At 73.0% G+C, this 20,725-nt stretch carries 19 protein-coding genes, 1 tRNA gene and 1 pseudogene; 5 read left to right on the forward strand and 16 right to left on the reverse strand.

The window, feature by feature from the left end; genetic code table 11:
- Nucleotides 1-104: 104 nt before the first annotated feature.
- From V7S47_RS14505 to V7S47_RS14550, 11 genes and pseudogenes are all read right to left on the reverse strand, one after another.
- Nucleotides 105-177, reverse strand: a tRNA-Asn gene (locus V7S47_RS14505).
- 61 nt (nt 178-238) lie between these two features.
- A complete protein-coding gene (locus tag V7S47_RS14510; RefSeq protein WP_336562213.1) occupies nt 239-718 on the reverse strand; it encodes a hypothetical protein in 480 nt (159 codons plus the stop codon).
- Nucleotides 715-2,949: a DNA primase gene (gene dnaG, locus V7S47_RS14515; RefSeq protein ID WP_442945354.1), complete on the reverse strand. Its 2,235-nt coding sequence runs from the start codon at nt 2,947-2,949 to the stop codon at nt 715-717. Before dnaG ends, V7S47_RS14510 begins: the two co-directional genes overlap by 4 nt.
- A gap of 417 nt (nt 2,950-3,366) precedes the next feature.
- Nucleotides 3,367-3,552, reverse strand: a pseudogene (locus V7S47_RS25685) (CHC2 zinc finger domain-containing protein); the annotation flags it as partial.
- A gap of 28 nt (nt 3,553-3,580) precedes the next feature.
- Nucleotides 3,581-4,495: a 2-hydroxyacid dehydrogenase gene (locus V7S47_RS14520; RefSeq protein ID WP_336562216.1), complete on the reverse strand. Its 915-nt coding sequence runs from the start codon at nt 4,493-4,495 to the stop codon at nt 3,581-3,583.
- Nucleotides 4,496-4,519: 24 nt separating this feature from the next.
- A complete protein-coding gene (locus V7S47_RS14525) occupies nt 4,520-5,758 on the reverse strand; it encodes a deoxyguanosinetriphosphate triphosphohydrolase (protein WP_336562217.1) in 1,239 nt (412 codons plus the stop codon).
- Nucleotides 5,759-5,782: 24 nt separating this feature from the next.
- Nucleotides 5,783-6,637: an SH3 domain-containing protein gene (locus V7S47_RS14530; protein WP_170867120.1), complete on the reverse strand. Its 855-nt coding sequence runs from the start codon at nt 6,635-6,637 to the stop codon at nt 5,783-5,785.
- Nucleotides 6,638-6,789: 152 nt separating this feature from the next.
- Entirely contained in the window at nt 6,790-7,938 is a 1,149-nt protein-coding gene (dusB, locus tag V7S47_RS14535) for a tRNA dihydrouridine synthase DusB (protein ID WP_336562219.1), read from the reverse strand.
- A gap of 37 nt (nt 7,939-7,975) precedes the next feature.
- Nucleotides 7,976-8,638 carry a hypothetical protein gene (locus V7S47_RS14540; protein WP_336562220.1) on the reverse strand — a complete coding sequence of 221 codons (663 nt, stop codon included), beginning with the start codon at nt 8,636-8,638 and terminating at the stop codon, nt 7,976-7,978.
- A gap of 24 nt (nt 8,639-8,662) precedes the next feature.
- Entirely contained in the window at nt 8,663-10,060 is a 1,398-nt protein-coding gene (locus V7S47_RS14545; protein WP_336562221.1) for a glycine--tRNA ligase, read from the reverse strand.
- Nucleotides 10,061-10,124: 64 nt separating this feature from the next.
- Entirely contained in the window at nt 10,125-10,445 is a 321-nt protein-coding gene (locus V7S47_RS14550; RefSeq protein ID WP_336562222.1) for an antibiotic biosynthesis monooxygenase family protein, read from the reverse strand.
- A gap of 61 nt (nt 10,446-10,506) precedes the next feature.
- Between V7S47_RS14550 and V7S47_RS14555 the strand changes: the two genes are divergently transcribed.
- Genes V7S47_RS14555 through V7S47_RS14570 form a run of 4 tightly spaced genes read left to right on the forward strand, consistent with a single transcriptional unit; the run spans nt 10,507 to nt 13,733 of the window.
- Nucleotides 10,507-11,529 (forward strand): metal ABC transporter substrate-binding protein, encoded by a 1,023-nt coding sequence (locus V7S47_RS14555; protein ID WP_336562223.1) that lies wholly within the window; start codon nt 10,507-10,509, stop codon nt 11,527-11,529.
- Nucleotides 11,526-12,329: a metal ABC transporter ATP-binding protein gene (locus V7S47_RS14560; RefSeq protein WP_336562224.1), complete on the forward strand. Its 804-nt coding sequence runs from the start codon at nt 11,526-11,528 to the stop codon at nt 12,327-12,329. The genes V7S47_RS14555 and V7S47_RS14560 overlap by 4 nt, the downstream gene beginning before the upstream one ends.
- Nucleotides 12,329-13,345 (forward strand): metal ABC transporter permease, encoded by a 1,017-nt coding sequence (locus tag V7S47_RS14565; RefSeq protein ID WP_442945355.1) that lies wholly within the window; start codon nt 12,329-12,331, stop codon nt 13,343-13,345. Before V7S47_RS14560 ends, V7S47_RS14565 begins: the two co-directional genes overlap by 1 nt.
- Nucleotides 13,332-13,733, forward strand: a complete 402-nt coding sequence (locus V7S47_RS14570) for a Fur family transcriptional regulator (protein WP_336562227.1) — start codon at nt 13,332-13,334, stop codon at nt 13,731-13,733. The genes V7S47_RS14565 and V7S47_RS14570 overlap by 14 nt, the downstream gene beginning before the upstream one ends.
- 6 nt (nt 13,734-13,739) lie before the next feature.
- Here the strand turns inward: V7S47_RS14570 and V7S47_RS14575 are convergent, their stop codons facing one another.
- Genes V7S47_RS14575 through recO form a run of 4 tightly spaced genes read right to left on the reverse strand, consistent with a single transcriptional unit; the run spans nt 13,740 to nt 18,561 of the window.
- Nucleotides 13,740-15,302 (reverse strand): ATP-binding protein, encoded by a 1,563-nt coding sequence (locus V7S47_RS14575; RefSeq protein ID WP_336562228.1) that lies wholly within the window; start codon nt 15,300-15,302, stop codon nt 13,740-13,742.
- Between the two features lie 17 nt (nt 15,303-15,319).
- Entirely contained in the window at nt 15,320-16,099 is a 780-nt protein-coding gene (locus V7S47_RS14580; RefSeq protein ID WP_336562229.1) for an isoprenyl transferase, read from the reverse strand.
- Nucleotides 16,100-16,119: 20 nt separating this feature from the next.
- A complete protein-coding gene (locus V7S47_RS14585; RefSeq protein WP_336562230.1) occupies nt 16,120-17,775 on the reverse strand; it encodes an ATP-binding protein in 1,656 nt (551 codons plus the stop codon).
- Between the two features lie 57 nt (nt 17,776-17,832).
- Nucleotides 17,833-18,561 carry a DNA repair protein RecO gene (gene recO / locus V7S47_RS14590; RefSeq protein WP_090859237.1) on the reverse strand — a complete coding sequence of 243 codons (729 nt, stop codon included), beginning with the start codon at nt 18,559-18,561 and terminating at the stop codon, nt 17,833-17,835.
- Between the two features lie 59 nt (nt 18,562-18,620).
- Here recO and V7S47_RS14595 point away from each other — a divergent pair, with 59 nt between their 5' ends.
- Nucleotides 18,621-19,841, forward strand: a complete 1,221-nt coding sequence (locus V7S47_RS14595) for a serine/threonine-protein kinase (protein WP_336562231.1) — start codon at nt 18,621-18,623, stop codon at nt 19,839-19,841.
- Here V7S47_RS14595 and V7S47_RS14600 read toward each other — a convergent pair.
- Entirely contained in the window at nt 19,831-20,688 is an 858-nt protein-coding gene (locus V7S47_RS14600) for an alpha/beta fold hydrolase (RefSeq protein ID WP_336562232.1), read from the reverse strand. The two genes, V7S47_RS14595 and V7S47_RS14600, sit on opposite strands and share 11 nt — an antisense overlap.
- Between the last annotated feature and the right edge of the window lie 37 nt (nt 20,689-20,725).

The following is a 20,725-nucleotide window of genomic DNA, read 5'->3' on the forward strand; positions in this document are numbered from 1 at the left end:
GCGCACGGGGCGCGGCTGCGCGGCGCCCCCCCCCCCCACCCTCCCCGGCCCCCCGCCCGCCGGGGGGGCCCCCCCCGGGGGCGGCCCCCCCCCCCACTCTTCTGCTCCCCCGGTTGGACTCGAACCAACAACCCTCCGATTAACAGTCGAATGCTCTGCCAATTGAGCTACAGGGGATCGGTGCAGCGCGGGAAACCCTAGCAAGACGCGAGCGGCCCGACGAAATCGAGGTGGGTGGTCAGCCGACCTCGGCCTGCGCGGCGGCCAGGGCCTCGGTGGCCGCGGCCTGCACGGTCGGGTCGTCGGGGTCGACGCCCTCGTCGTACTCGTAGAGCCAGGCGAGCGGACGGTCGCCGCGCGGCGCCCGTCGGGCGATGACCCGGAAGCCGCGACCACCGTCGACGGCGACGTGGCGCTGCAGCACGATGCTGGCCGTCACCCGCTCCCGCACGAGCTCCAGGAGCCGGCCCGGTTCCTCGATCGACAGCCGGTGCTCCCCCCTCGGGGCGCCCCAGCGGCCCACCTCGCTGACGGTCAGGGTGGACTCGTCACGGTCCCAGTCGGCGGCCTCGACCTCCTCCCAGGGCAGCCGGGTGCCGTCCGGGAGGTAGAGCGCGTCGCGGGTGGCGCCGACGACGCCCTCGGCGCTGTCCGCCGAGGCCAGCAGCCGTTCGCCGCGGTGCACCGCCACCGCCGGAGGGGTACGGCGCAGCCTCACAGGGTCGAGCCCCCGAGCCGGTCGCGCAGCGCGCGACGGTGCGCCTCCAGCGCAGCCAGCTCGCCGAACATCCGGTTGAACTCCTCCGGGTGCTCGACCGGGTTGGTCCGCTGCAGCTTGGACTTGATGTCGGCGATCCGCCGCGCGGCCGTCAGCTCCAGCAGCTTGAAGACGTGCTCGGCGACGTAGGCCGCGTCGGGCTCCTTGATGGTGCGCAGCGGCTCGACCGCGAGGGCGCTGATCGCGGCCGAGACCTCGGGGTCGCTCGCGCCGTCGCGGATCCGGCCCGCCCACCCCGGGTCGCCCGAGCCGGCCGCCGGGCCGCCGGCGGCGGCCACCAGCTCCCAGACCGCTCGGTACGTCGGGTGCAGGAAGTCGTTCCCGCCGATGTCGCCGGTGGTGCGGCCGATGGCCATCGGGTGCTGGATGACCAGCTTCAGCGTCTCCCGCTCCAGGGCGAACCGCGGGTCGCGCAGGTCGGGCACCTGCCGGCGCGGGGCGGGCGCCGGCGCCGGCTCGGGCTCCGGCTGGCGGGCCCGGCGGTCGTCGGTGCGGGGCGGCTGGGCCGGGCGCTTCGCGGCCCGTCGTACCTCGTTGCGGGCGTCCTCGGGGTCGGCGCCGACCATGCCGGCGAGCTCGCGGGCGAAGGCGTCGACCTTGGACCGGTCGCGGATGCTCGAGACCAGGCGGGCGCCCTCGCGCAGGGCGTCGACCCGGCCGTCGGCGCGGTCGAGGTCGTACTTGCCGACGACGTTGCTGAGCACGAAGCGGTAGAGCGGGACCCGCCGGGCGACCAGCTCGCGGACCGCGGCGTCGCCCTTCTTCAGGCGCAGGTCGCAGGGGTCCAGGCCGTCCGGCTCGACGGCGACGTAGGTCTGGGACACGAAGTTCTGGTCGCCGGCGAAGGTCTTCAGCGCCGCCTTCTGCCCGGCGGCGTCTCCGTCGAAGGCGAAGATCACCTCGCCCCGGAACTCCTCGTGGTCGTGCAGGAAGCGCCGCAGCACCCGGGAGTGGTCCTCGCCGAAGGCGGTGCCGCAGGTCGCCACCGCGGTGCCCACGCCGGACAGGTGGCAGGCCATCACGTCGGTGTAGCCCTCGACCACGACCGCCTGGGAGGACTTGGCCATCTCCTTGCGCGCGAGGTCGATGCCGTAGAGCACCTGGCTCTTCTTGTAGATCGAGGTCTCGGACGTGTTGAGGTACTTGGCCTCGATCCGGTCGTCCTCCAGGATCCGGCGGGCGCCGAAGCCGATGGTGTCGCCGCTGGCGTCGCGGATCGGCCACATCAGCCGCCCGCGGAACGCGTCGTACGCCGAGCGCCCGAGCTTGACCAGGCCGGCCGCCACGACCTCCTCCTGCGAGAAGCCGCGCTGGCGCAGGTGGCGGAAGAGCTCCTCGCCGCCCTGCGGGGAGAAGCCGATGCCGAACATGTCGGCGTGCGACTGGTCGAAGCTGCGCTCGGCCAGGAACTGCCGGGCCGGCAACGCCGCCGGCGTCGCGAGCTGCTCGGCGTAGAACTCCTGGGCGACCCGGTGCGCCTCCACCAGCTTGCCGCGCTGGGGACCACGCGGCCGGTCGTCGCGGTCGTCGCCCTCCTCGCGCTGCAGCTGGACGCCGTACTTCTCGGCGAGCCGCTCGACCGCCTCGCCGAAGTTGAGTCCGTCCAGCTTCATCACGAAGCTGATGACGTCGCCGCCTTCCCCGCAGCCGAAGCAGTTGCCCGTGAGGATGTTGTCCTCGAGCGTGAAGGCGTGGCCGTCCTCGACCTCCGCGCAGTACACCTCCTCGACCCGATCCGTGGCCTCGACCGACTGCACGACCCAGCCGAGTCGGGCGAACCTGTTCTCGGCCTCGACGAAGCGCTGGCGGTGCGTGTCGAGGAGGAAGAAGTCCTCGGTCAGGTCGTCGTTGACGAGGTGGACCCGGAACAGGTCCGAGGGTCCGGCACCGAGACCGACACGGGACTGGGAGGTGATCCCGTAGGTCGCGATGCCCAGCCGGGTGCAGACGGTGCGGACGAACTCGAGGTCCTCCCGACGGGCGGAGTTGAGGAGGACAGTGCCGTCCGCCGCCACGCACCCGTCCGCTGCGAAGTAACCGGCCAGCCAGCCGTAGAGGTAGGAGACCGACTCGTCGAGCGGCGGCAGGTCCTTGAAGAAGGAAGGCAGGTCGTGCACCAGCAGGTTGACGCCGGAGGCCGTGGTGCGGCTGTTGGGGAACCACTTCAGCATCGCCAGGTCCTTGGGCGGGCAGATCAGCGCCCTGCTGCCGGTCCCGGAACGCGTGCCGTCGCCGTAGGTGAACCCGTGCGCGATCCCGAACGGCGAGGGGGTCGTCCGCTGGATCCTCGACCGCGGGAAGGTCGCCGACAGCCGGTCACCCAACTTCAGATCCGTCGTGAGCACCTCGCGGCGCTTCGACCGGTCCCCACCCGCCCGCACGAACCACCGGTGCCCGTCGGTCGCGTAGAGCTCCTTGCGCTGCCGGTTGCGCGTCACCACGATCCGGTGGAGCGGCTGGACGCCGTACGACTTGAACGGCGCGTCCAGCCAGTCGCCCCGCGCTCCGAGGACTCGGTGCGTCCCGCCGGCGAGATCGCGGATCTCACGCGGGCCGTCCCACGTCAGGACCCGGGTCTCGCCCGCGAGGCAGTGGTAGAACCCCCGGCTCGGGTTGACGTTGAACGACGGCGACTTCTCGTCGTGGAAGGGGCACAGGCCCTTCTGGGAGCCCCCGCCGGCGTGGCGCAGGGTGACGTACTGGGAGACGACCTCGTCGATGCGCGCCTTCTCGCGCACCTCGACGATGCTCTGTTCGCGAATCCGGCCCGGCACGTGCCGATCCTACGGGCGCGTGGGCGCGCTAGTACTCCCCGGACATCACGTTGTGGAGCGGCTCCCCCGCGGCGAAGCGCTGCAGCTGGTCGCGGACCAGCCGGTGGGCACGCGGCCACATCGCGCTGCTGGCGCCGCCGACGTGCGGGCTGATCAGCAGGCCGGGGGCGTCGTACAGAGGGCTGTCGGGTGGGAGCGGCTCGGTGTCGGCCACGTCGACGGCCGCGGTGATGCGGCCGGTGCCGAGCGCGGCGACGAGGTCGTCGGTCACCACGACGGCGCCGCGGGCGACGTTGACCAGCAGCGCGCCGTCCTTCATCCGGGCCAGGAAGTCGGAGTCCACCAGGCCGCGGGTGGCGTCGGTGAGCGGGATGATCAGCACCACGACGTCGGCGTCCGGGAGCAGGTCGGACAGCTCCTCGACCGGGTGGACGCCGTCGCGGGCGGTGCGCGCGACTCGGACGACCTCGGTCTCGAACGGCCGCAGCCGGGCCTCGATGGCCTCGCCGATGGCGCCGTACCCGACGAGCAGGACGCGCTTGTCGGCCAGTGCGGGCCGCCAAGCCGGGCTCCACTCGCGCCGGTCCTGCTGGCGCACGAAGTCGGGGATGCCGCGCAGGCTGCTCAGGATCAGCGCGAGGGTCAGCTCGGCCGTCGACGTGTCGTGGATGCCCCGGCCGTTGCACAGCGTCACACCGTCGGGGATCCGCGAGCGGACGTTGTCGACGCCCGCGGAGAGCGTCTGGACGACCTCGAGGCTCGACATCCGGCCGAGCACCTCGCCGATCGAGGACCCCATCTGGTACGGCGGGACGTAGAAGCGCACGTCCGTCACGCTGTCCGGCACCTGCTCGGTGGGGTCGACCACCTCGTAGCGCAGCCCGCTCGGCGGGTCGCCCAGGAGCTCGGGTTCGAAGGGCAGCCAGACGAGGGGTTCGCTCACGCGCCCGAGCCTAGGCTCGCGGGCCTACCGGGATGTGAGCCGGGTGTGCCAGGCCACGGCACTGGCGTCGGTGAGCGAGGCGACCTGGTCGACCACGACGCGCAGCCGGGCGGCGTCGTCGGCTGCGGCCCGCCAGTCGTCGCCGAACGGGCGCTGGAGGACGTCGGGGCCGCGGTCCAGCAGGACGGCGACCAGCTCGGCGACCAGCTCGCGCTGGCGGACCATCAGCGCGATCCGGTCCTCGGCCTGCATGACGTAGTGCGCGGCGATGCCCTTCAGGACCGCGATCTCCAGCCGGGTCCGTTCGGGGACGACCAGGTCGGCCTCGTAGCGGGCGAAGGGCCCGTCGCCGGCCGCGAAGGTGGCGTGCTGGGCCGCACCGCAGAAGCGGCCGATCAGGTCGCTGGTGAGGTTCTTCAGGGCGGCCTGGCCGCGCCGCGACCCGTCGTACGACGTCGTCGGCCAGCTCTCCTGCGTGCGCAGCCCGGCCAGTACCTCGTCGAGCTCGTCGTCCGTGGCGTCCGGGAGGTACCAGCCGCGGACCGTCTCCCAGACCGCAGCCGGGTCGAGCCGGGTCAGGTCGACCCGCTCGGCGACGATCCCGTCCTCCACGTCGTGCACGGAGTAGGCCACGTCGTCGGCGAGGTCCATCACCTGCGCCTCCAGGCACTGGCGGGTGCCGGGCGGCGCGGGCGCCCGCAGCCAGCCGAAGACCGGCAGGTCGTCGGCGTAGACGCCGAACTTGCCGGAGGCGGGCGCCTCGGCGCGGGTCCACGGGTACTTGGTGCAGGCGTCCAGGGTCGCCCGCGTGAGGTTGAGGCCCACCGAGGCACCGTCGGCGTCGAAGGTCTTCGCCTCCAGCCGGGTCAGCAGCCGCAGCGTCTGGGCGTTGCCCTCGAAGCCGCCGCAGTCCTCCGAGACCGCGGCCAGCGCCCGCTCGCCGTTGTGGCCGAACGGGGGGTGTCCGAGGTCGTGCGCGAGCGCCGCGGTCTCGGCGAGGTCCGGCTGACTGCCCAGCGCCCGCGACAGGTCTCGCGCGACCTGCGCGACCTCCAGGCTGTGGGTGAGCCGGTTGCGCACGAAGTCGTCCGCCCGCGGGTCGACGACCTGGGTCTTCGCGGCCAGCCGGCGCGAGGCCGCGGCGTGCACGACCCGCGCCCGGTCCCGCTCGAACGGCGCCCGGGTCGGGGCGTCCACCCGCTTGGGGGGCTCCGCGACCAGGCGCTCGCGCGCTGCCTCGTCGTATCGGCTCAGGACGTCCATCGGGGACGACCCTACTGAGATGGGTCAGTAGGTCGTGACGTGGACGTGGTCGTAGTGGTTGGCGGTGGTGGACCCGCGGTCCGACATCCCGCGCCAGCCCTCGCCGGAGCGCTCGACCGACCAGATGTTCTGGGAGTAGATGACGTAGCTGACGCCGAGCTCGGAGTAGTTGGCGCGGACGAACTCCGCGACCTTCCAGCCCTCCTCGCCGCTGACCATAATGTCCACCGCGATGCCCTGGGCGTGCTCGCCGTCGCCGCGGAAGGTGCCGTACGTCGAAATGTCGGGGAACGCCGCGCAGACCGCGGCGTGCACCTTCTTGATGTTCTCGCTGACCCCGGCGGGCACGGAGGTCCCGTTGGTGCAGTCGCCGCCGATGACCAGCGGCTCCTCGTCGGTGAGGTAGCCCTCGGTGACCCAGCGGGCGACGCCGTCGACGACGACCTCGACCCGGCCGTCGAGCTCGCGCCCGGTGACCAGCAGCTTCTCGCCGGCGTCGATCTCGCCGACCTTCTCGGCGTCCTCGCCCGGCTCGGCCCACAGGTTCAGCGCCTCGCTCGTCCACAGCCGGGTGTCGGCCTGGCGGACGGCCACCCGGGTCGCGGCCGGGGAGGTGACCTTCTCCTCCTTGGACAACGGCTCGATGGTCGCCCGGCGCGAGCTGCGGGAGATGACCTGCTGCCGCGGCGCGACCGGAGCGGCGGCGGCGAGGCCGGAGGAGGCGTCGGCGGCCAGGAGGTCGCGGGTGCCGGGGTCGCTGGCCAGGACACCCAGCGTCACGGCGGAGGCGGTCGCCAGGACGGCGAGCGGGCCTGCGACGACGGCGGCGCGGGGCATACGGCGGGCCGGGGTCTCCCGCTTGTGGCGGTGTTCTGCCACAGCGTCGATCCTTTGCTGTTGCTGACAGGGGACGGCCGGGTCCGAGGTGACGGCTCCGGCTCGGTTGACGACTAAACCACAGCCCCGGTGACCTGTCCCAAAACCGGACGGCAAATGTACGGCGTGTTCCCGCTCACCCGGACTGGGTCAGCTCAGCCGCCGGTGGTCTCGCCGGCGTCCTCCTGCACGTGGCTTCCCGCCCCGTCGGCGTCGTCGAGCCAGCCCTCGGGCAGCGCGACCTTCTGGCGCGGCGAGCCCTGCCGGCCGCGCGGCGTCCCGAGCTCGGAGACGGGGAACGACTCGTCCGGGTCGAGGTCGGCGAGCAGCGCGTCCAATGCGGCGAGCGAGTCGACCAGGCCCAGCGACCGGCGCATCTCCCCGCCCGCGGCGAACCCCTTGAGGTACCAGGACACGTGCTTGCGGAACTCCTTGCAGCCCCGCTCCTCCCCCATGTGCTGACAGAGCAGCTCGGCGTGCCGGCGCATCATCGCCGTGACCTCGCCCAGCCTCGGGAGGGTCGCGACCTGCTCGCCCGCGAACGCGGCGGCCAGGTCGCGGAACAGCCACGGCCGCCCCAGGCAGCCCCGGCCGACCACCACGCCGGCCGCCCCGGTCTGCTCGACCATGCGGAGCGCGTCGGCCGCCTCCCAGATGTCGCCGTTGCCGAGCACCGGGATGTCGACGTGGGCGACCAGGGCGGCGATCGCGTCCCAGTCGGCCGCGCCGGAGTAGGCCTGCGACACCGTGCGCCCGTGCAGCGCGATCGCGGCGCAGCCGGTCTCCTGGGCGATCCGCCCGGCGTCGAGGTAAGTCAGGTGGTCGTCGTCGATGCCCTTGCGGGTCTTCATCGTCACCGGCACGTCGTACGGCGTCGCCGCGGCGACCGCGTGCTCCAGGATCTCGCCGAGCAGCCCGCGCTTCCACGGCAGCGCACCGCCGCCGCCCTTGCGAGTCACCTTGGGCACCGGGCAGCCGAAGTTCAGGTCGATGTGGGCGACGCCGTACTCGGCGCAGAGGATCTCGGCGGCCTTGCCGACGTAGACGGGGTCGGTGCCGTAGAGCTGGACCGACCGCACCGTCTCGCGCTCGTCGAAGACGAGCATGTCCTTGGTGTGCTGGTCGCCCTCCACCAGCCCCCGGCTGGTGATCATCTCGCAGACGTAGAGACCGGCGCCCTGCTCCGCGCAGAGCCGCCGGTAGGCGGCGTTGGTGATGCCCGCCATCGGCGCGAGCACCACGGGGGTGTCGACCCGCAGGGACCCGAGGGTCAGCGACACCGACGGGGGCACGGCCAGGACCATGGGTCCATTCTCCGGTCGGGCCGGCCGCCGGACGAAATCAGGAGCTCTTCTTCTTGTCCTTCGTCGAGGACGCCGCCGCCGGCTTGGTCAGCTCGCCGGTCCAGGTGATCGGATTGACCTCCTGGGTGGGCCGGAAGCTCACCGCGGTCAGGTCGCCGCGGTCGGGCACCAGGTAGACCAGGCAGAACTCGGCCGTCGTCCCGGGCGCGAACGCCTCCGGGAAGTCGGTGCTCGCGCACGGCTTGAAGGAGCTGCCGAAGCCGGAGTAGTCGACGAGCCGGTTCTCGCCGTCCACCGCGTAGAGCGGGACCCGCTGCCCGCCCAGGTCGGTCTCGCCGGTGTTGGTGATGGTCGCGCGAACGAAGTAGGGGCGCGTCTTCAACGTCGTGTCGTCGATCTTCCAGCCGGCGAACGACCGCTTGAACGAGGTCTGCTCGAGTCGGTCGACCCGGATGTCGAGGACGCCGACCGTGTCCTGGACCGGCTCCCACGCGACGGTGGCGGTGTCGCCCACCGCCAGCGAGGTGCCCTGCGCGGTCAGCTCGACCCCGTCGGGGACCGGCAGGTACGACGCCGCGGCCGACGGGCTCGCCGAGGAGCTCTTCTCGCCCGAGCCGCTGTCGGAGTCGTCCGAGCAGCCGGCCAGGAGCGTCGTACCGAGGAGCACGGCCAGGAGCGCGGCGGAGGTGCGGTTCAGCATCCGGCCATTGTGCATCGCGGATCCTCAGCAGCCGACGAGCCGCTCCGCGAAGAAGCGCGTGATCCCCTCGAGCGGGATCCGCTGCTGCTCCATGGTGTCGCGCGAGCGCACGGTGACGGCGTCGTCCTCGAGGGTGTCGAAGTCGACCGTCACGCAGAACGGCGTCCCGATCTCGTCCTGGCGGCGGTAGCGACGCCCGATCGCGCCGGAGTCGTCGAAGTCGACGTTCCAGTTCCCGCGGAGCTCGGCGGCCAGGGCCTTCGCCTTCGGCGACAGGTCGGCGTTGCGCGACAGCGGCAGCACCGCGACCTTGACCGGCGCGAGGCGCGGGTCGAGCTTCAGCACGGTGCGCTTGTCGACGCCGCCCTTGGTGTTCGGCGCCTCGTCCTCGGTGTAGGCGTCGACCAGGAAGGTCATCAGGCTGCGCGACAGCCCGGCCGCCGGCTCGATGACGTACGGCGTGTAGCGCTCGTTGTTGGCCTGGTCGAAGTAGGACAGGTCGGTGCCGGAGTGCTTCGCGTGCGTCGTCAGGTCGAAGTCGGTGCGGTTGGCGATGCCCTCGAGCTCGCCCCACTCGGACCCGGCGAAGCGGAAGCGGTACTCGATGTCGACGGTGCGCTTGGAGTAGTGGCTCAGCTTCTCCTGGGCGTGCTCGTAGTGGCGCAGGTTGTCGGGGTCGATGCCCAGGTCGACGTACCACTGGGTGCGCTGGTCGATCCAGTACTGGTGCCACTCCTCGTCCTCGCCCGGCTTGACGAAGAACTCCATCTCCATCTGCTCGAACTCGCGGGTGCGGAAGATGAAGTTGCCGGGCGTGATCTCGTTGCGGAAGCTCTTGCCGATCTGGGCGATGCCGAACGGCGGCTTCTGCCGCGAGCTGGTCACGACGTTGGCGAAGTTCACGAAGATGCCCTGCGCGGTCTCGGGGCGCAGGTAGTGCAGGCCGGACTCGTCCTCGATCACGCCGAGGTAGGTCTTCAGCAGGCCGGAGAACTGGCGCGGCTCGGTCCATGCGCCGCGGGTGCCGCAGTTGGGGCAGGCGACGTCGGTGAGGTCGACGTCGTCGGGGTTGTCGAGGCCCTTCTTCTCGGCCACGGCCTCCTGCAGGTGGTCGGCCCGGAAGCGCTTGTGGCACGACTGGCACTCGGTCAGCGGGTCGGAGAACGTCTCGACGTGGCCGCTGGCCTCCCACACCGGGCGCGGCAGGATGATGCTGGAGTCGAGGCCGACGACGTCGTCGCGGCTCTGGACCATCGAGCGCCACCACTGGCGCTTGATGTTCTCCTTCAGCTCCACGCCGAGCGGGCCGTAGTCCCAGGCCGACCTGGTGCCGCCGTAGATCTCGCCGCACGGGTAGACGAAGCCTCGCCGCTTGGCGAGGGAGACGACGTGGTCGACGGTGGATGCGGGCGGCTTGGCCACGGGGTTCAGCTCCTGGTGCAGGGGGCGGTCGGCTGGCTGCCGACCGAGGGGGAAGGTCGAGCGGTCAGCCTAGCGAGCGCGTCGCCTGGATATTGAGGTCGGCCCCGGGCTCGACCGGCTCGTAGGCGCTCGGCTCGTCCAGGGCGCGTCCGAGCAGCGGGACGGCGTGCAGCTTGACGTCGTACGACGAGAGCGCGCGGCGGTAGGCGCCGACGTGCTCCCAGGTGGTCGTGAGCACCCACAGCTCGGGATCGTCGAGGTTGCGACCGATCGCGCCGCCGACGTACCCGGGCCGTTCGGCGAGCGTCGCCCGGGCCAGCTCGACGTCGACTCGGAAGGTCTCGCCGTCGCCGACCGGGACCCGGAACCTGTTCACGACCAGCACGTCCTCACCCTACCCACGGCTGATTTGACAACGATTCTCAATCGCCATGAGAATCGTTCTCATGCAGCGTTCTCGCCTCCTCGTCCCCGCCCTCGCCGCCGTCGGCGGGCTCTCCCTCACCGGCTGCGCCGCCTTCTCCGACGACAGCGAGGCGGCCGCGGACTCGCGGACCGTGGCCGTCGGCCTCTACCCGTTGGAGTACGTCGCCGCCCGCGTGGCCGGTGACGCGTTCGACGTCCAGAACCTCACCACCCCCGGCGGCGAGCCGCACGACCTGACCCTCGACGTGAAGGAGACCGCGACCATCGCCGACTCCGCACTGCTGGTCTACGTGGACTCACTGCAGCCCGCCGTGGACGAGGCGGCCGAGGAGGTCGCGACCGGCCAGGTGCTGGACGCCGCCGACGTCGTCGACCTGCTGCCGTTCGCCGAGGAGGAGGGGCACGACCACGCCGAGGAGGAAGGCCACGAGGGCGAGACCGCTGAGGAGCACGCCGAGCACGCCGACGAGGAGGGCCACGCCGAGGAGGAGGGCCACGTGCACGGCGAGGAGGAGCACGACCACGGCGAGTACGACCCGCACTTCTGGCAGGACCCGCTCCGGATGGCCGAGCTCGGCGACGCGATCGCCGGCCGGCTCGGCGAGATCGACCCGGACCAGAAGGACACCTTCGCGGCCAACGCGGCCGACCTCCGCACCGACCTCGAGGAGCTCGACGCGTCGTACGCCGACGGGCTGGCCCAGTGCACGATCACGACGGTGGTCACCAACCACGACGCGTTCGGCTACCTGGAGAAGTACGGCCTGCACCTGGAGTCGATCACCGGCATCACCCCGGACGCCGAGCCCACGCCGGCCGCGCTCGCCGACCTGCAGGAGCTCATCAAGTCCGACGGCATCACCACCGTCTTCTCCGAGAGCCTGGTGAGCCCCAAGAGCGCCGAGACCCTGGCCTCCGACGTGGGCGTGCAGACCGAGGTGCTGGACACCCTCGAGGGCCTGACCGACGACACCGCGGACGAGGACTACCTTTCTCTCATGCGGCAGAACCTCACGAAGCTCGAGCAGGCGAACCGCTGTTGACCCGTCCGACCGAGCCCGTGGTCGAGCTCAGCGACGGCGCCGTGGCCATCGCCGGGCGGCCGGTGCTGCGACAGATCGACCTGACGGTCCGGTCGGGCGAGTTCGTCACGCTGCTCGGTCCCAACGGATCGGGGAAGTCCACCCTGGTGCGGGCCCTCACCGGCCTGCGCCCGCTCTCCCGGGGGCAGCTGAGCCTGTTCGGCACCCCGTTCGAGTCCTTCCGGGACTGGCACCGCCTCGGGTTCGTGCCGCAGCGCTCCAGCGCGGCCAGCGGCGTCCCGGCCTCGGTCGCCGAGGTCGTGGCCTCCGGCCGGCTGACCCGGCGCCGGCTGCTGCGGCCCCCGAGCCGCGCCGACCGCGCCGCGGTCGCGGCCGCGCTCGATCTGGTCGGCCTCGCCGACCGGTCCCGCGACAGCGTGGCCACCCTCTCGGGCGGCCAGCAGCAGCGGGTCCTCATCGCCCGCGCGCTCGCGGGCGAGCCCGACCTGTTCTTCCTCGACGAGCCCACCGCGGGCGTCGACCTGCCCAACCAGCACGCCCTCGCCGCCGCGCTCTCCGCCCTGTCGCGGTCCGGCAGCACGATCGTGCTCGTCACCCACGAGCTCGGCCCGCTCGCGCCCCTCGTCGACCGCACCGTCGTCCTCCGCGACGGCCGTCTCGTGTACGACGGCCCGCCGCTCGCGCTCGACGACGCGCACGGCCACCACCACCCGCCGCAGGGCCGCCACGACCACCACCCGGGCGTGATGGCGCCCCTCGACCGGACCCCGCACCCGCACGGCGAGGAGGCCTCCTGGTGATCGAGCTGCTGCAGTACCAGTTCATGCAGCGCGCGCTGCTGGCGGCGTTCGTCACCGGCCTGGCCGCGCCCGTGATCGGCACCTACCTGGTCCAGCGTCGCCTGGCCCTGCTCGGTGACGGCCTGGGCCACGTGGCCGTCACCGGAGTCGCGCTCGGTCTGCTGACCGGCGTCGCCCCGACCTGGACCGCCGTGGTCGTCGCCGTCCTCGGCGCCGTCGCCATCGAGGTGATCCGCGAGCGCGGGCACACCAGCGGCGACCTCGCCCTGGCCCTGCTCTTCTACGGCGGACTCGCGGGCGGCGTGATGATCACCGGCCTCGCGGGGCAGACCGGCGCGAAGCTGCAGCAGTACCTCTTCGGCTCGATCACCTCGATCTCGCGGGCCGACCTCTGGTTCACCCTGGGCCTGGCGGCCGTGATCCTGCTCCTCGGCCTCGGCCTGCTTCCCCAGCTCTTCACGGTCTCGCAGGACGAGGACTTCGCCCGGGTCGCCGGGCTGAACGTCCGCGCCTACAACCTGCTGGTCGCTGTGCTCGCCGCAGTGACGGTCACCGTGGCGATGCGCACGGTCGGCCTGCTGCTGGTCTCGGCGCTGATGATCGTGCCGGTCGCGGCGTCCCAGCAGCTGGCGCGCTCGTTCCGCGCGACGGTCGCGGGCGCGGTCGTGGTCGGTGCGGGCGCGGGCGTGGGCGGGCTGCTGGTCTCGGCGTACCTCTCCACCAGCCACGACCTGACCGTCGCGCCCGGGCCGGCGATCGTGCTGCTCGCCCTGGCCTGCTTCGTCGCGACCTGGCCGGTCGGCGCGCTGCTGCGACGCCGGGCCCGGCTGCGCCGGCCGTTCCCCGCGGTCGAGGCCGAGGAGCACACGGCCACCCACCAGGTCTGCGACGAGCAGCACGCCCACGAGCACGGACCGGACTGCGGGCACCCCGCCGTACCCCACGGCGACCACGTCGACTACGTCCACGACGGCCACCGGCACGCGGTCCATGGGAGGCACTATGACGAGCACTGACGCGACCCCGCCGCTGCGCCCGACCCGGCAGCGGATCGCCGTCGCGGAGGCGATGGCCTCCTTCGACGACTTCCGCTCGGCGCAGGAGATCCACGAGCTGCTCGGCCGGCGGGGCGAGCACGTCGGCCTGGCCACGGTCTACCGCACCCTGCAGCGCCTCGCCGACGCCGGCGAGGTCGACATGCTCCGCACCGAGGACGGCGAGGCGATCTACCGCCGCTGCTCCGACACGCACCACCACCACCTGGTCTGCCGCTCGTGCGGACGCACGGTGGAGGTCGAAGGCCCCGCCGTCGAGCGCTGGACGCGCGCGATCGCGTCCGAGCACGGCTTCACCGACGTGAGCCACACCCTGGAGATCTTCGGGACCTGCCCGAACTGCGGCTGAACCCGCTCAGCGCTCGAGCGGGAGCCGCACCCGGAAGACGCTGCCGGTGCCGAGGACGCTCTCGACCTCGATCCGGCCACCGTGGGCCTCCACGATCTCCTTGGTGATGCTCAGGCCCAGGCCGACCCCCGGGATGGTGCTCTCGGCCGCCGAGCGGGTGCGGAAGAAGCGGGTGAACAACCGGTCCCGGTCCGCGGAGGAGATGCCGATGCCGCCGTCCTGCACCTCCAGCTGGGCGCGGTCGCCGTCGAGGGCCACTGACACCTGGACCCGGCCGTCGCGGTGGCTGTACTTGACCGCGTTGGAGAGCAGGTTGTCGACGACCTGGCCGATCCGGCGCGGGTCGGCGGACATCGGCAGCCGGGGCGGCGCGGTCAGCTCCAGCACCACGCCCGCGGCCTCGGCGGCCGGCGAGGCGGCCTCGACCGAGTCCCGGACGATCACGGCCAGGTCGGTGTGTCTCCGCTCCAGCTGCGGGCCGCTGGCGTCGGCCTGGGCCGCGTGCAGGAGGTCGCCGATCAGCCGGAGCAGCCGGTCTCCGTTGCGTGCCACGACCCCGAGCTGGCTCGCCGCCTGCTCGGGCAGGTCGTCGCGCTCCTGCAGGATCTGGACGTAGCCGGTGATCGAGGTGAGCGGGGTCCGCAGCTCGTGGGAGACCGAGGCGACGAACTCGTCCTTCACCCGCAGCGCCCCCATGAAGTCGGTGACGTCCTTGTAGGCCAGCACCGCCCCGGCGAAGTCGCCCTGCTCGTCGCGCACGGTCCGCGCCGAGACCGAGATGGCCCGGCGGCTGCGCGGGTCGGTCCCGATCCACAGCCGGCAGTCGTCGAACTCCTCCCCCGTCATCGCGCGGAACGTCGGGGTCAGCTCCCGCGCCAGCGGGGTGCTGCCGTCCTCCTCGAAGACCGCCCCGGTCTGCCCGGCCACGCCGTCGTGACCGTCGGGGTAGCCGACCCGCATGAAATCCTCGTGCCGGCGGTTCATCCGCTCGTAGGTGCCGTCGCGCCCGAGCAGGACCAGGCCGACGTCGACGGTGTCGAAGATCGCGTCGGACATCCGCTGCTGGCGGCCGATCGCCTGGACGGCGGAGGCCTTCGCGACCGTCGCGCCGACCGCGACCAGGGCCGGGAGCACCGAGCGGGAGAGGTTGGCGCCGGCCAGCTCGCCGTACACGAGGCCGGGCAGGGCCTGGAACAGCCCGACCGCGAGGAAGCAGACGACCGCGCCACGGACGGCGCCGTACCGCCCCAGCCACAGGGCCGGGAGGAGCAGCAGGATCGCGATGCTGCTGCCCTCGGGGCTGAGCCGGCCGGTGCCGATCACCGCGATGTCGAGGACGGCCAGCACCCCGAGCGCCACCGACGGCATCCGGTCCCACGGCAGCAGCAGCGTCGCCGTGGTCACGACCGCGAGCAGCACGACGGCGAAGACCGGCCAGGAGACGAGGTCCCAGCGCGCCCCACCCTGGATCCGGAAGGCCAGGTCGAGGGTCACCAGCAGCGCGAACGCCGCCTGCAGCAGGCGCGGATCGTCGTCGTCGACCGCGCTCCAGCCCAGCTGTCGCATCATCCCCCCGGCCCCTCGGCTCAGACCTGGTTCGGCAGCGCGCCGCCGTAGCGTCGGTCGCGCCGGGCGTACTCCTCGACGGCCGCCCACAGGTGCCGGCGGTCGACGTCGGGCCACAGCACGTCGGAGTAGACGAACTCGCTGTAGGCGGCCTGCCAGAGCATGAAGTTCGAGAGCCGCTGCTCCCCCGACGTGCGCCAGACCAGGTCGGCGTCGGACTGCTCGGGCACGTAGAGGTGGCGGGCGAAGACCTTCTCGTCGATCTTCTCCGGCTTCAGCCGGCCGGCCGCGACCTCCCGGGCGATGCTGCGCGCGGTGTCGGCCAGCTCGGCCCGGCCGCCGTAGTTGACGCACATGGTGAGGGTGCAGACGTCGTTGTCCTTCGTGAGCTCCTCGGCGACCTGGAGCTCCTTGATGACCGACTTCCACAGCCGCGGCGCGCGCCCCGCCCACCGGACCCGGACGCCGAGCTCGTGCATCTCGTCGCGCCGGCGCCGGATCACGTCGCGGTTGAAGCCCATCAGGAACCTCACCTCGTCGGGCGAGCGGCTCCAGTTCTCGGTCGAGAAGGCGTACGCCGAGACCGCCTTCACCCCGATCTCGATCGCGCCCTCGACCACGTCGAAGAGCGAGCTCTCGCCCTGCTCGTGGCCCTTGGTGCGCGGGAGGCCCCGCTCCTTGGCCCAGCGGCCGTTGCCGTCCATGACGATCGCGACGTGCCGGGGCACGAGCTCCCGCGGGACCGGGGGCGGGGTGGCTCCCGACGGGTGCGGGGTGGGCTGGCGGACGCGACGCTTCACGCCCCGGAGCCTAGTGGCGCTCAGGACGCCAGCCGCTCAGCGACGTGCAGCGGGAGGACGACGCGGAACTCACTGCCGCGGCCGACCTCGCTCTCCACCTCGATCACGCCACCGTGGCTCTCGACGATGGACTTGGTGATCGACAGGCCCAGGCCCACGCCCTGGATCGCGCGCAGCGTGGCCTCGCGGGTGCGGAAGAAGCGGGTGAACAGCTGGTCGTGGTCCGCCGGGTCGATGCCGATGCCCGTGTCGCGGACCCGGATCACCGCGCTGCCGCCCTCGACGCCCGCCCGGACCTCGGCCCGGCCGCCGGCCTCGGAGTACTTGATGGCGTTGGAGATCAGGTTGTCGACGACCTGGGCCAGCCGCTGGCCGTCCCCCGTGAACGGGATCGACGCCGGCACGTCGGCGACCAGCTCCACCGCGGAGGCGGTCGCGTGCGGACGGGCCGCGGCGACGCTCTCCCGCACGATCTCGGCGAGGTCGGTGGTCTGGTCACGCAGCGAGGCCGGCCGCCGTTCGTGCTGGACCTCGTCGAGCAGGTCGCCCACCAGGCGCTCGAGGCGCCGTCCGTTGCGGGCCACCACCTCCAGCTGCTTGCGGAGCACCGGGTCGAGGTCGTCCTCGTCCAGCGCGATGGCGACGTACCCCACGATGGAGGTGAGCGGGGTGCGCAGCTCGTGGGAGACCAGCGCGATGAAGTCGTCCTTGACCTGCGCGGCCCGCATGAACTCGGTGACGTCGGTGTAGGAGACCGCCGCCCCGAGCAGGGCGCCGTCGGAGTCCTCGACGCGCCGCGCGGAGATCGACATCGCCCGTCGGGTCCGCTCCTCCGCGCCGATCCAGACCCGTACGTCGTCGAACTCCTCGCCCAGCTGCGCCCGGACCGTCGGCACGTCGTCGAGCGACAGCGGGACCCGGCCGGTCTCGTCGAACACCCGCGCGTGGCTGATGTCGCCGCCGGGGTAGGCGAGCTCCGAGAACTCGGTGAGCCGGTGGTTCATCAGCATCGGGGGCCCGTCCTTGTCGAGCAGGGCCAGCCCGACGTCGACGGCCTCGAAGATCGCGTGCGCGGATCGTCGGTTGCGCTCGATGATCTCCAGCGCCGCCGCCAGGTCGGCCTCGCGCGCCTCCGCCCGGGCCTGGGCGCTGCGCGCCGCGACCAGCCCGGCGGTGATCGACGCCGCGCCGACCCCGGCCACCACCGGCAGCACCACGAGGCGCTCCAGCGTCAGGGCGTCGACGCCGTGGGCGAGCAGGCCGGGGACCGTGATGAAGGCCAGCACCGAGCCGACCGCGAGGGCCACCCCGCGCAGGCCGAGCTCCAGGCCGAGCCAGAGGGAGGGCAGCAGGAGCAGCGGCGACGCCGTACCCAGGTCGGAGCCGGCGGCGAGCATGCCGAGCGCGGCGATGTTGACCACGGCCATCACGCGCGTCAGGAACGGCACGCAGCGGTCCGGCGCCGCCAGGACCACGGCCGCGCCGAGGACCGACAGCCCCACGCCGGCGGTCGGCCACGAGAGGACGCCCTCCGAGCGGCCACCGGCATCGCGCAGCACGAGCACCCCGACCAGGGCCAGCGTGAAGCCGATCTGGAGGACGCGGGCGTCGGGCTCGCCGTCGTTCCAGCGCAGGTGGGCGAGCACCCACCGGCCGCGTCGACCCCAGCCCCTCATGTTCTGACCCCTCATCCGTCAGGGTGAGGATCGGCCGGTCCGCGCGGGAGTTGAGGCTCAGCGCTCGACGTAGGCGAGCGAGCGCAGGCTGCGCTCCAGGTGCCAGGCGAGGTACGCCGCGACCAGGCCGCTGGCCTCCTTCAGGTGCCGCGGCTCGGAGACCTCGACGCTCGGCCAGTCGCCGGCGAGCAGCGCGCCCATCAGCCGCAGCGTCTCGGGGGCGGGGTTCGCCGAGCCCGGCACCCGGCAGGTCGCGCAGAGCACCCCGCCCATCGAGTGGTTGAACCAGCGGTGCTCGCCCTCCAGGCCGCAGCGCGCGCAGTGGTGGAACGACGGCGCGTAGCCCGCGACCGCCAGCGAGCGGAGCAGGTAGGAGTCGAGGACCTGGCTGGGGGTGCGCTCGCCGTTCGCCAGCACCCGCAGGCCGCCCACGAGGAGCAGGAACTGCTGCAGGGCCGGCTCCTTCTCCTCCGAGACCAGCCGCTCGGCGGTCTCCAGCATCACCGTGCCGGCGGTGTAGCGGTCGTAGTCGAGGCCCAGCCCGGCGTGGAAGAGGGTCAGCGTCTCCGCCTGGGTGACCGTGTCGAGGTTGCGCCCCTCGGCCAGCTGCAGGTCCACGTGGGTGAACGGCTCCAGGCGCGAGCCGAACCGGGAGGTGGTGCGTCGTACGCCCTTCGCGACGGCGCGGACCCGGCCGCGGTGGCGGGTCAGCAGGGTGATGATGCGGTCGGCCTCCCCCAGCTTGTGGGTGCGCAGCACGATCGCCTCGTCGCGGTAGAGAGGCACCTCGCCATCCTCCCGCACGGATGGTCGGCAGCCGGGACCCGTCGGGCAGACTGGGGCGCGTGTCGCCGCCACCCGCCCTCGGCCGTCTGCGGCGGCAGCACCGGATCGGCGCCGGCGCGTTCGCGACGGTGTGGCTCTACCGCGACGAGGACCTCGACTCCGCGGTGGCCGTGAAGCTGCTCGCCGACAACTGGACCGGCGACACGGCGATCCGCGAGCGCTTCCTGGCCGAGTCGCGGCTGCTGCGCCAGGCCCGCTCGCCGCACCTGGTCGACGTCTTCGACATCGGCGTGACCGACGACGACGTCCCCTACTTCGTGATGGCCTACGCCGACGGCGGCTCGGTCGCCGACCTCGTCGACCCGGCCGCGCCGGTCGCCCCGGAGGTGCTGGTCGACGTGGTCGCGCAGGCGGCCGAGGGCCTGGCCGCGCTGCACGCGCACGGGATCGTGCACCGCGACGTCAAGCCGGCCAACCTGCTGCTCACCCACGACTCCGACGGCGGCCGTCGCGTGATGGTCGCGGACCTCGGCGTCGCCTGGGCCGCCGGGCCGGAGGTCACCCAGGCCGTCGGGACGCCGTCGTACATGCCGCCCGAGCAGCGCGCCGACACCGCCGACCTGGACCCGCGGGCGGACGTCTACGCGCTCGGGGCCGTCGCCTGGGCGCTGCTCGCGGGCCGGCCGCCGCGCAGCCCCGCCGGACCCGACGACCGGGTCGAGCCGGTCGGTCGCTGGCGGCCCGTGCCGCCGGGCGTGGAGGCCGTCGTCCAGCGGGCGCTGGAGCCGGACCGCGCGCGGCGCTGGCCCGACGTACGCGCCTTCGCCGCCGCCCTGCGCGACGCGTGCGAGGGCCGGACCGTGCTGCTCCCTCCCCCGCCACCCGTCCGGCGGCGTCCGGTCTCCCCCGTCCGCCTCGCCGTCGGCGGACTGGTCCTCGCACTCGTGGCGGCGGTGGCGACCCTCGTCGTCGTCCTCACCCGGGGCGGCGACGATCCCGGCGACGGGACGGCCGCCTACCGCGACGCCGCGGTCTCGTACGTCGAGCTGCTGCAGCAGGACCGGTGCGAGGAGGCCCTGCTCTACGCCGACGGCGGCAGTGCCGACGAGCTGTGCGCGAGCGTGCACCACAGCGTCGCCCAGCGACTCGACACCAGCGGCGAGATCCGGGTGGAGATGATCGGTGAGGACCGGGCCCGGGTCGTCTTCGTCGACCAGGGGTACGTCGAGGTCGTCCGCGGGGACGACACCCTGATGCGGGTCGGCTACGTCAGCGGGTGACCCGTCGTACCCGCCCGCGAGGCCGCCAGCACTCGAGGGCGAACGCGGCCGCCTCGGCGTCCAGCCGCTCCGGGCGGAGCCGCCACTCCAGGATGCTGCGCGCCCGGACGAAGGTGGCGTTCGGCAGCTCGGCGGCCAGCATCGCCGCGTCGGCCGCCGGGTGGATCGGGTCGGCGGGGTGCCCGACGACGAGCGCCGGCGCCTGGATCGCCCGGCGCTGGCGGGAGGGCGGCGCGACCCGCCCGAAGAAGAGGCCGTGCACGACCGCGGCGACCGACGCCGGGCGCTGGTCGAGGGTGTCGAGGGCGATCCCCGCCCAGAACGGCACGATCCCGCGCGGCACCGGCCGGGTGAGCAGCCGGACGCCGGTGACGGTGAACGGCACGAAGCGGGCCGCGAGCATCAGCGACCCGAACGCGACCACACCCGCCTCCAGCGCGTTGTTCAGCACCGGCATCTCGGCGATCAGCCCCCGGACCCGCTCCGGCGCCAGCACGGCCACCTCGAGCGAGACGTTGGCGCCCAGGGAGGTCCCGCCGACCACCGCCTGGGCCGCACCCAGGTGGTCGAGCAGCGCCAGCACCTGCTCGGCCCAGGCCTGCACCGAGTAGGCGTGCGGGTCGGCCGGCCGGTCCGAGCGCCCGTGGCCGAGCAGGTCCAGGGTGACGACATGAAGGCCCTCGGCGGCCAGCGCCCGGGCCAGCGGCTGCTGCATCCGCCGCGGCATCAGCTGGCCGGGCAGCAGCACGACCCAGGCGTCGCCCGTGCCGTACTCCGTGTACTCCAGGCGGTCGCGTCCTGTCTCCGTTTCGAGGAAGAACTGACCGATCCGCTCGGATACCAACATGACCGGCAATCTAGTCCGCGCGTCCCGAGCTCCGGTG

It is taken from the genome of Nocardioides sp. CCNWLW216 (genome assembly GCF_037120545.1).
In the GTDB taxonomy this organism is placed as follows: Bacteria; Actinomycetota; Actinomycetes; order Propionibacteriales; family Nocardioidaceae; genus Nocardioides; species Nocardioides lianchengensis.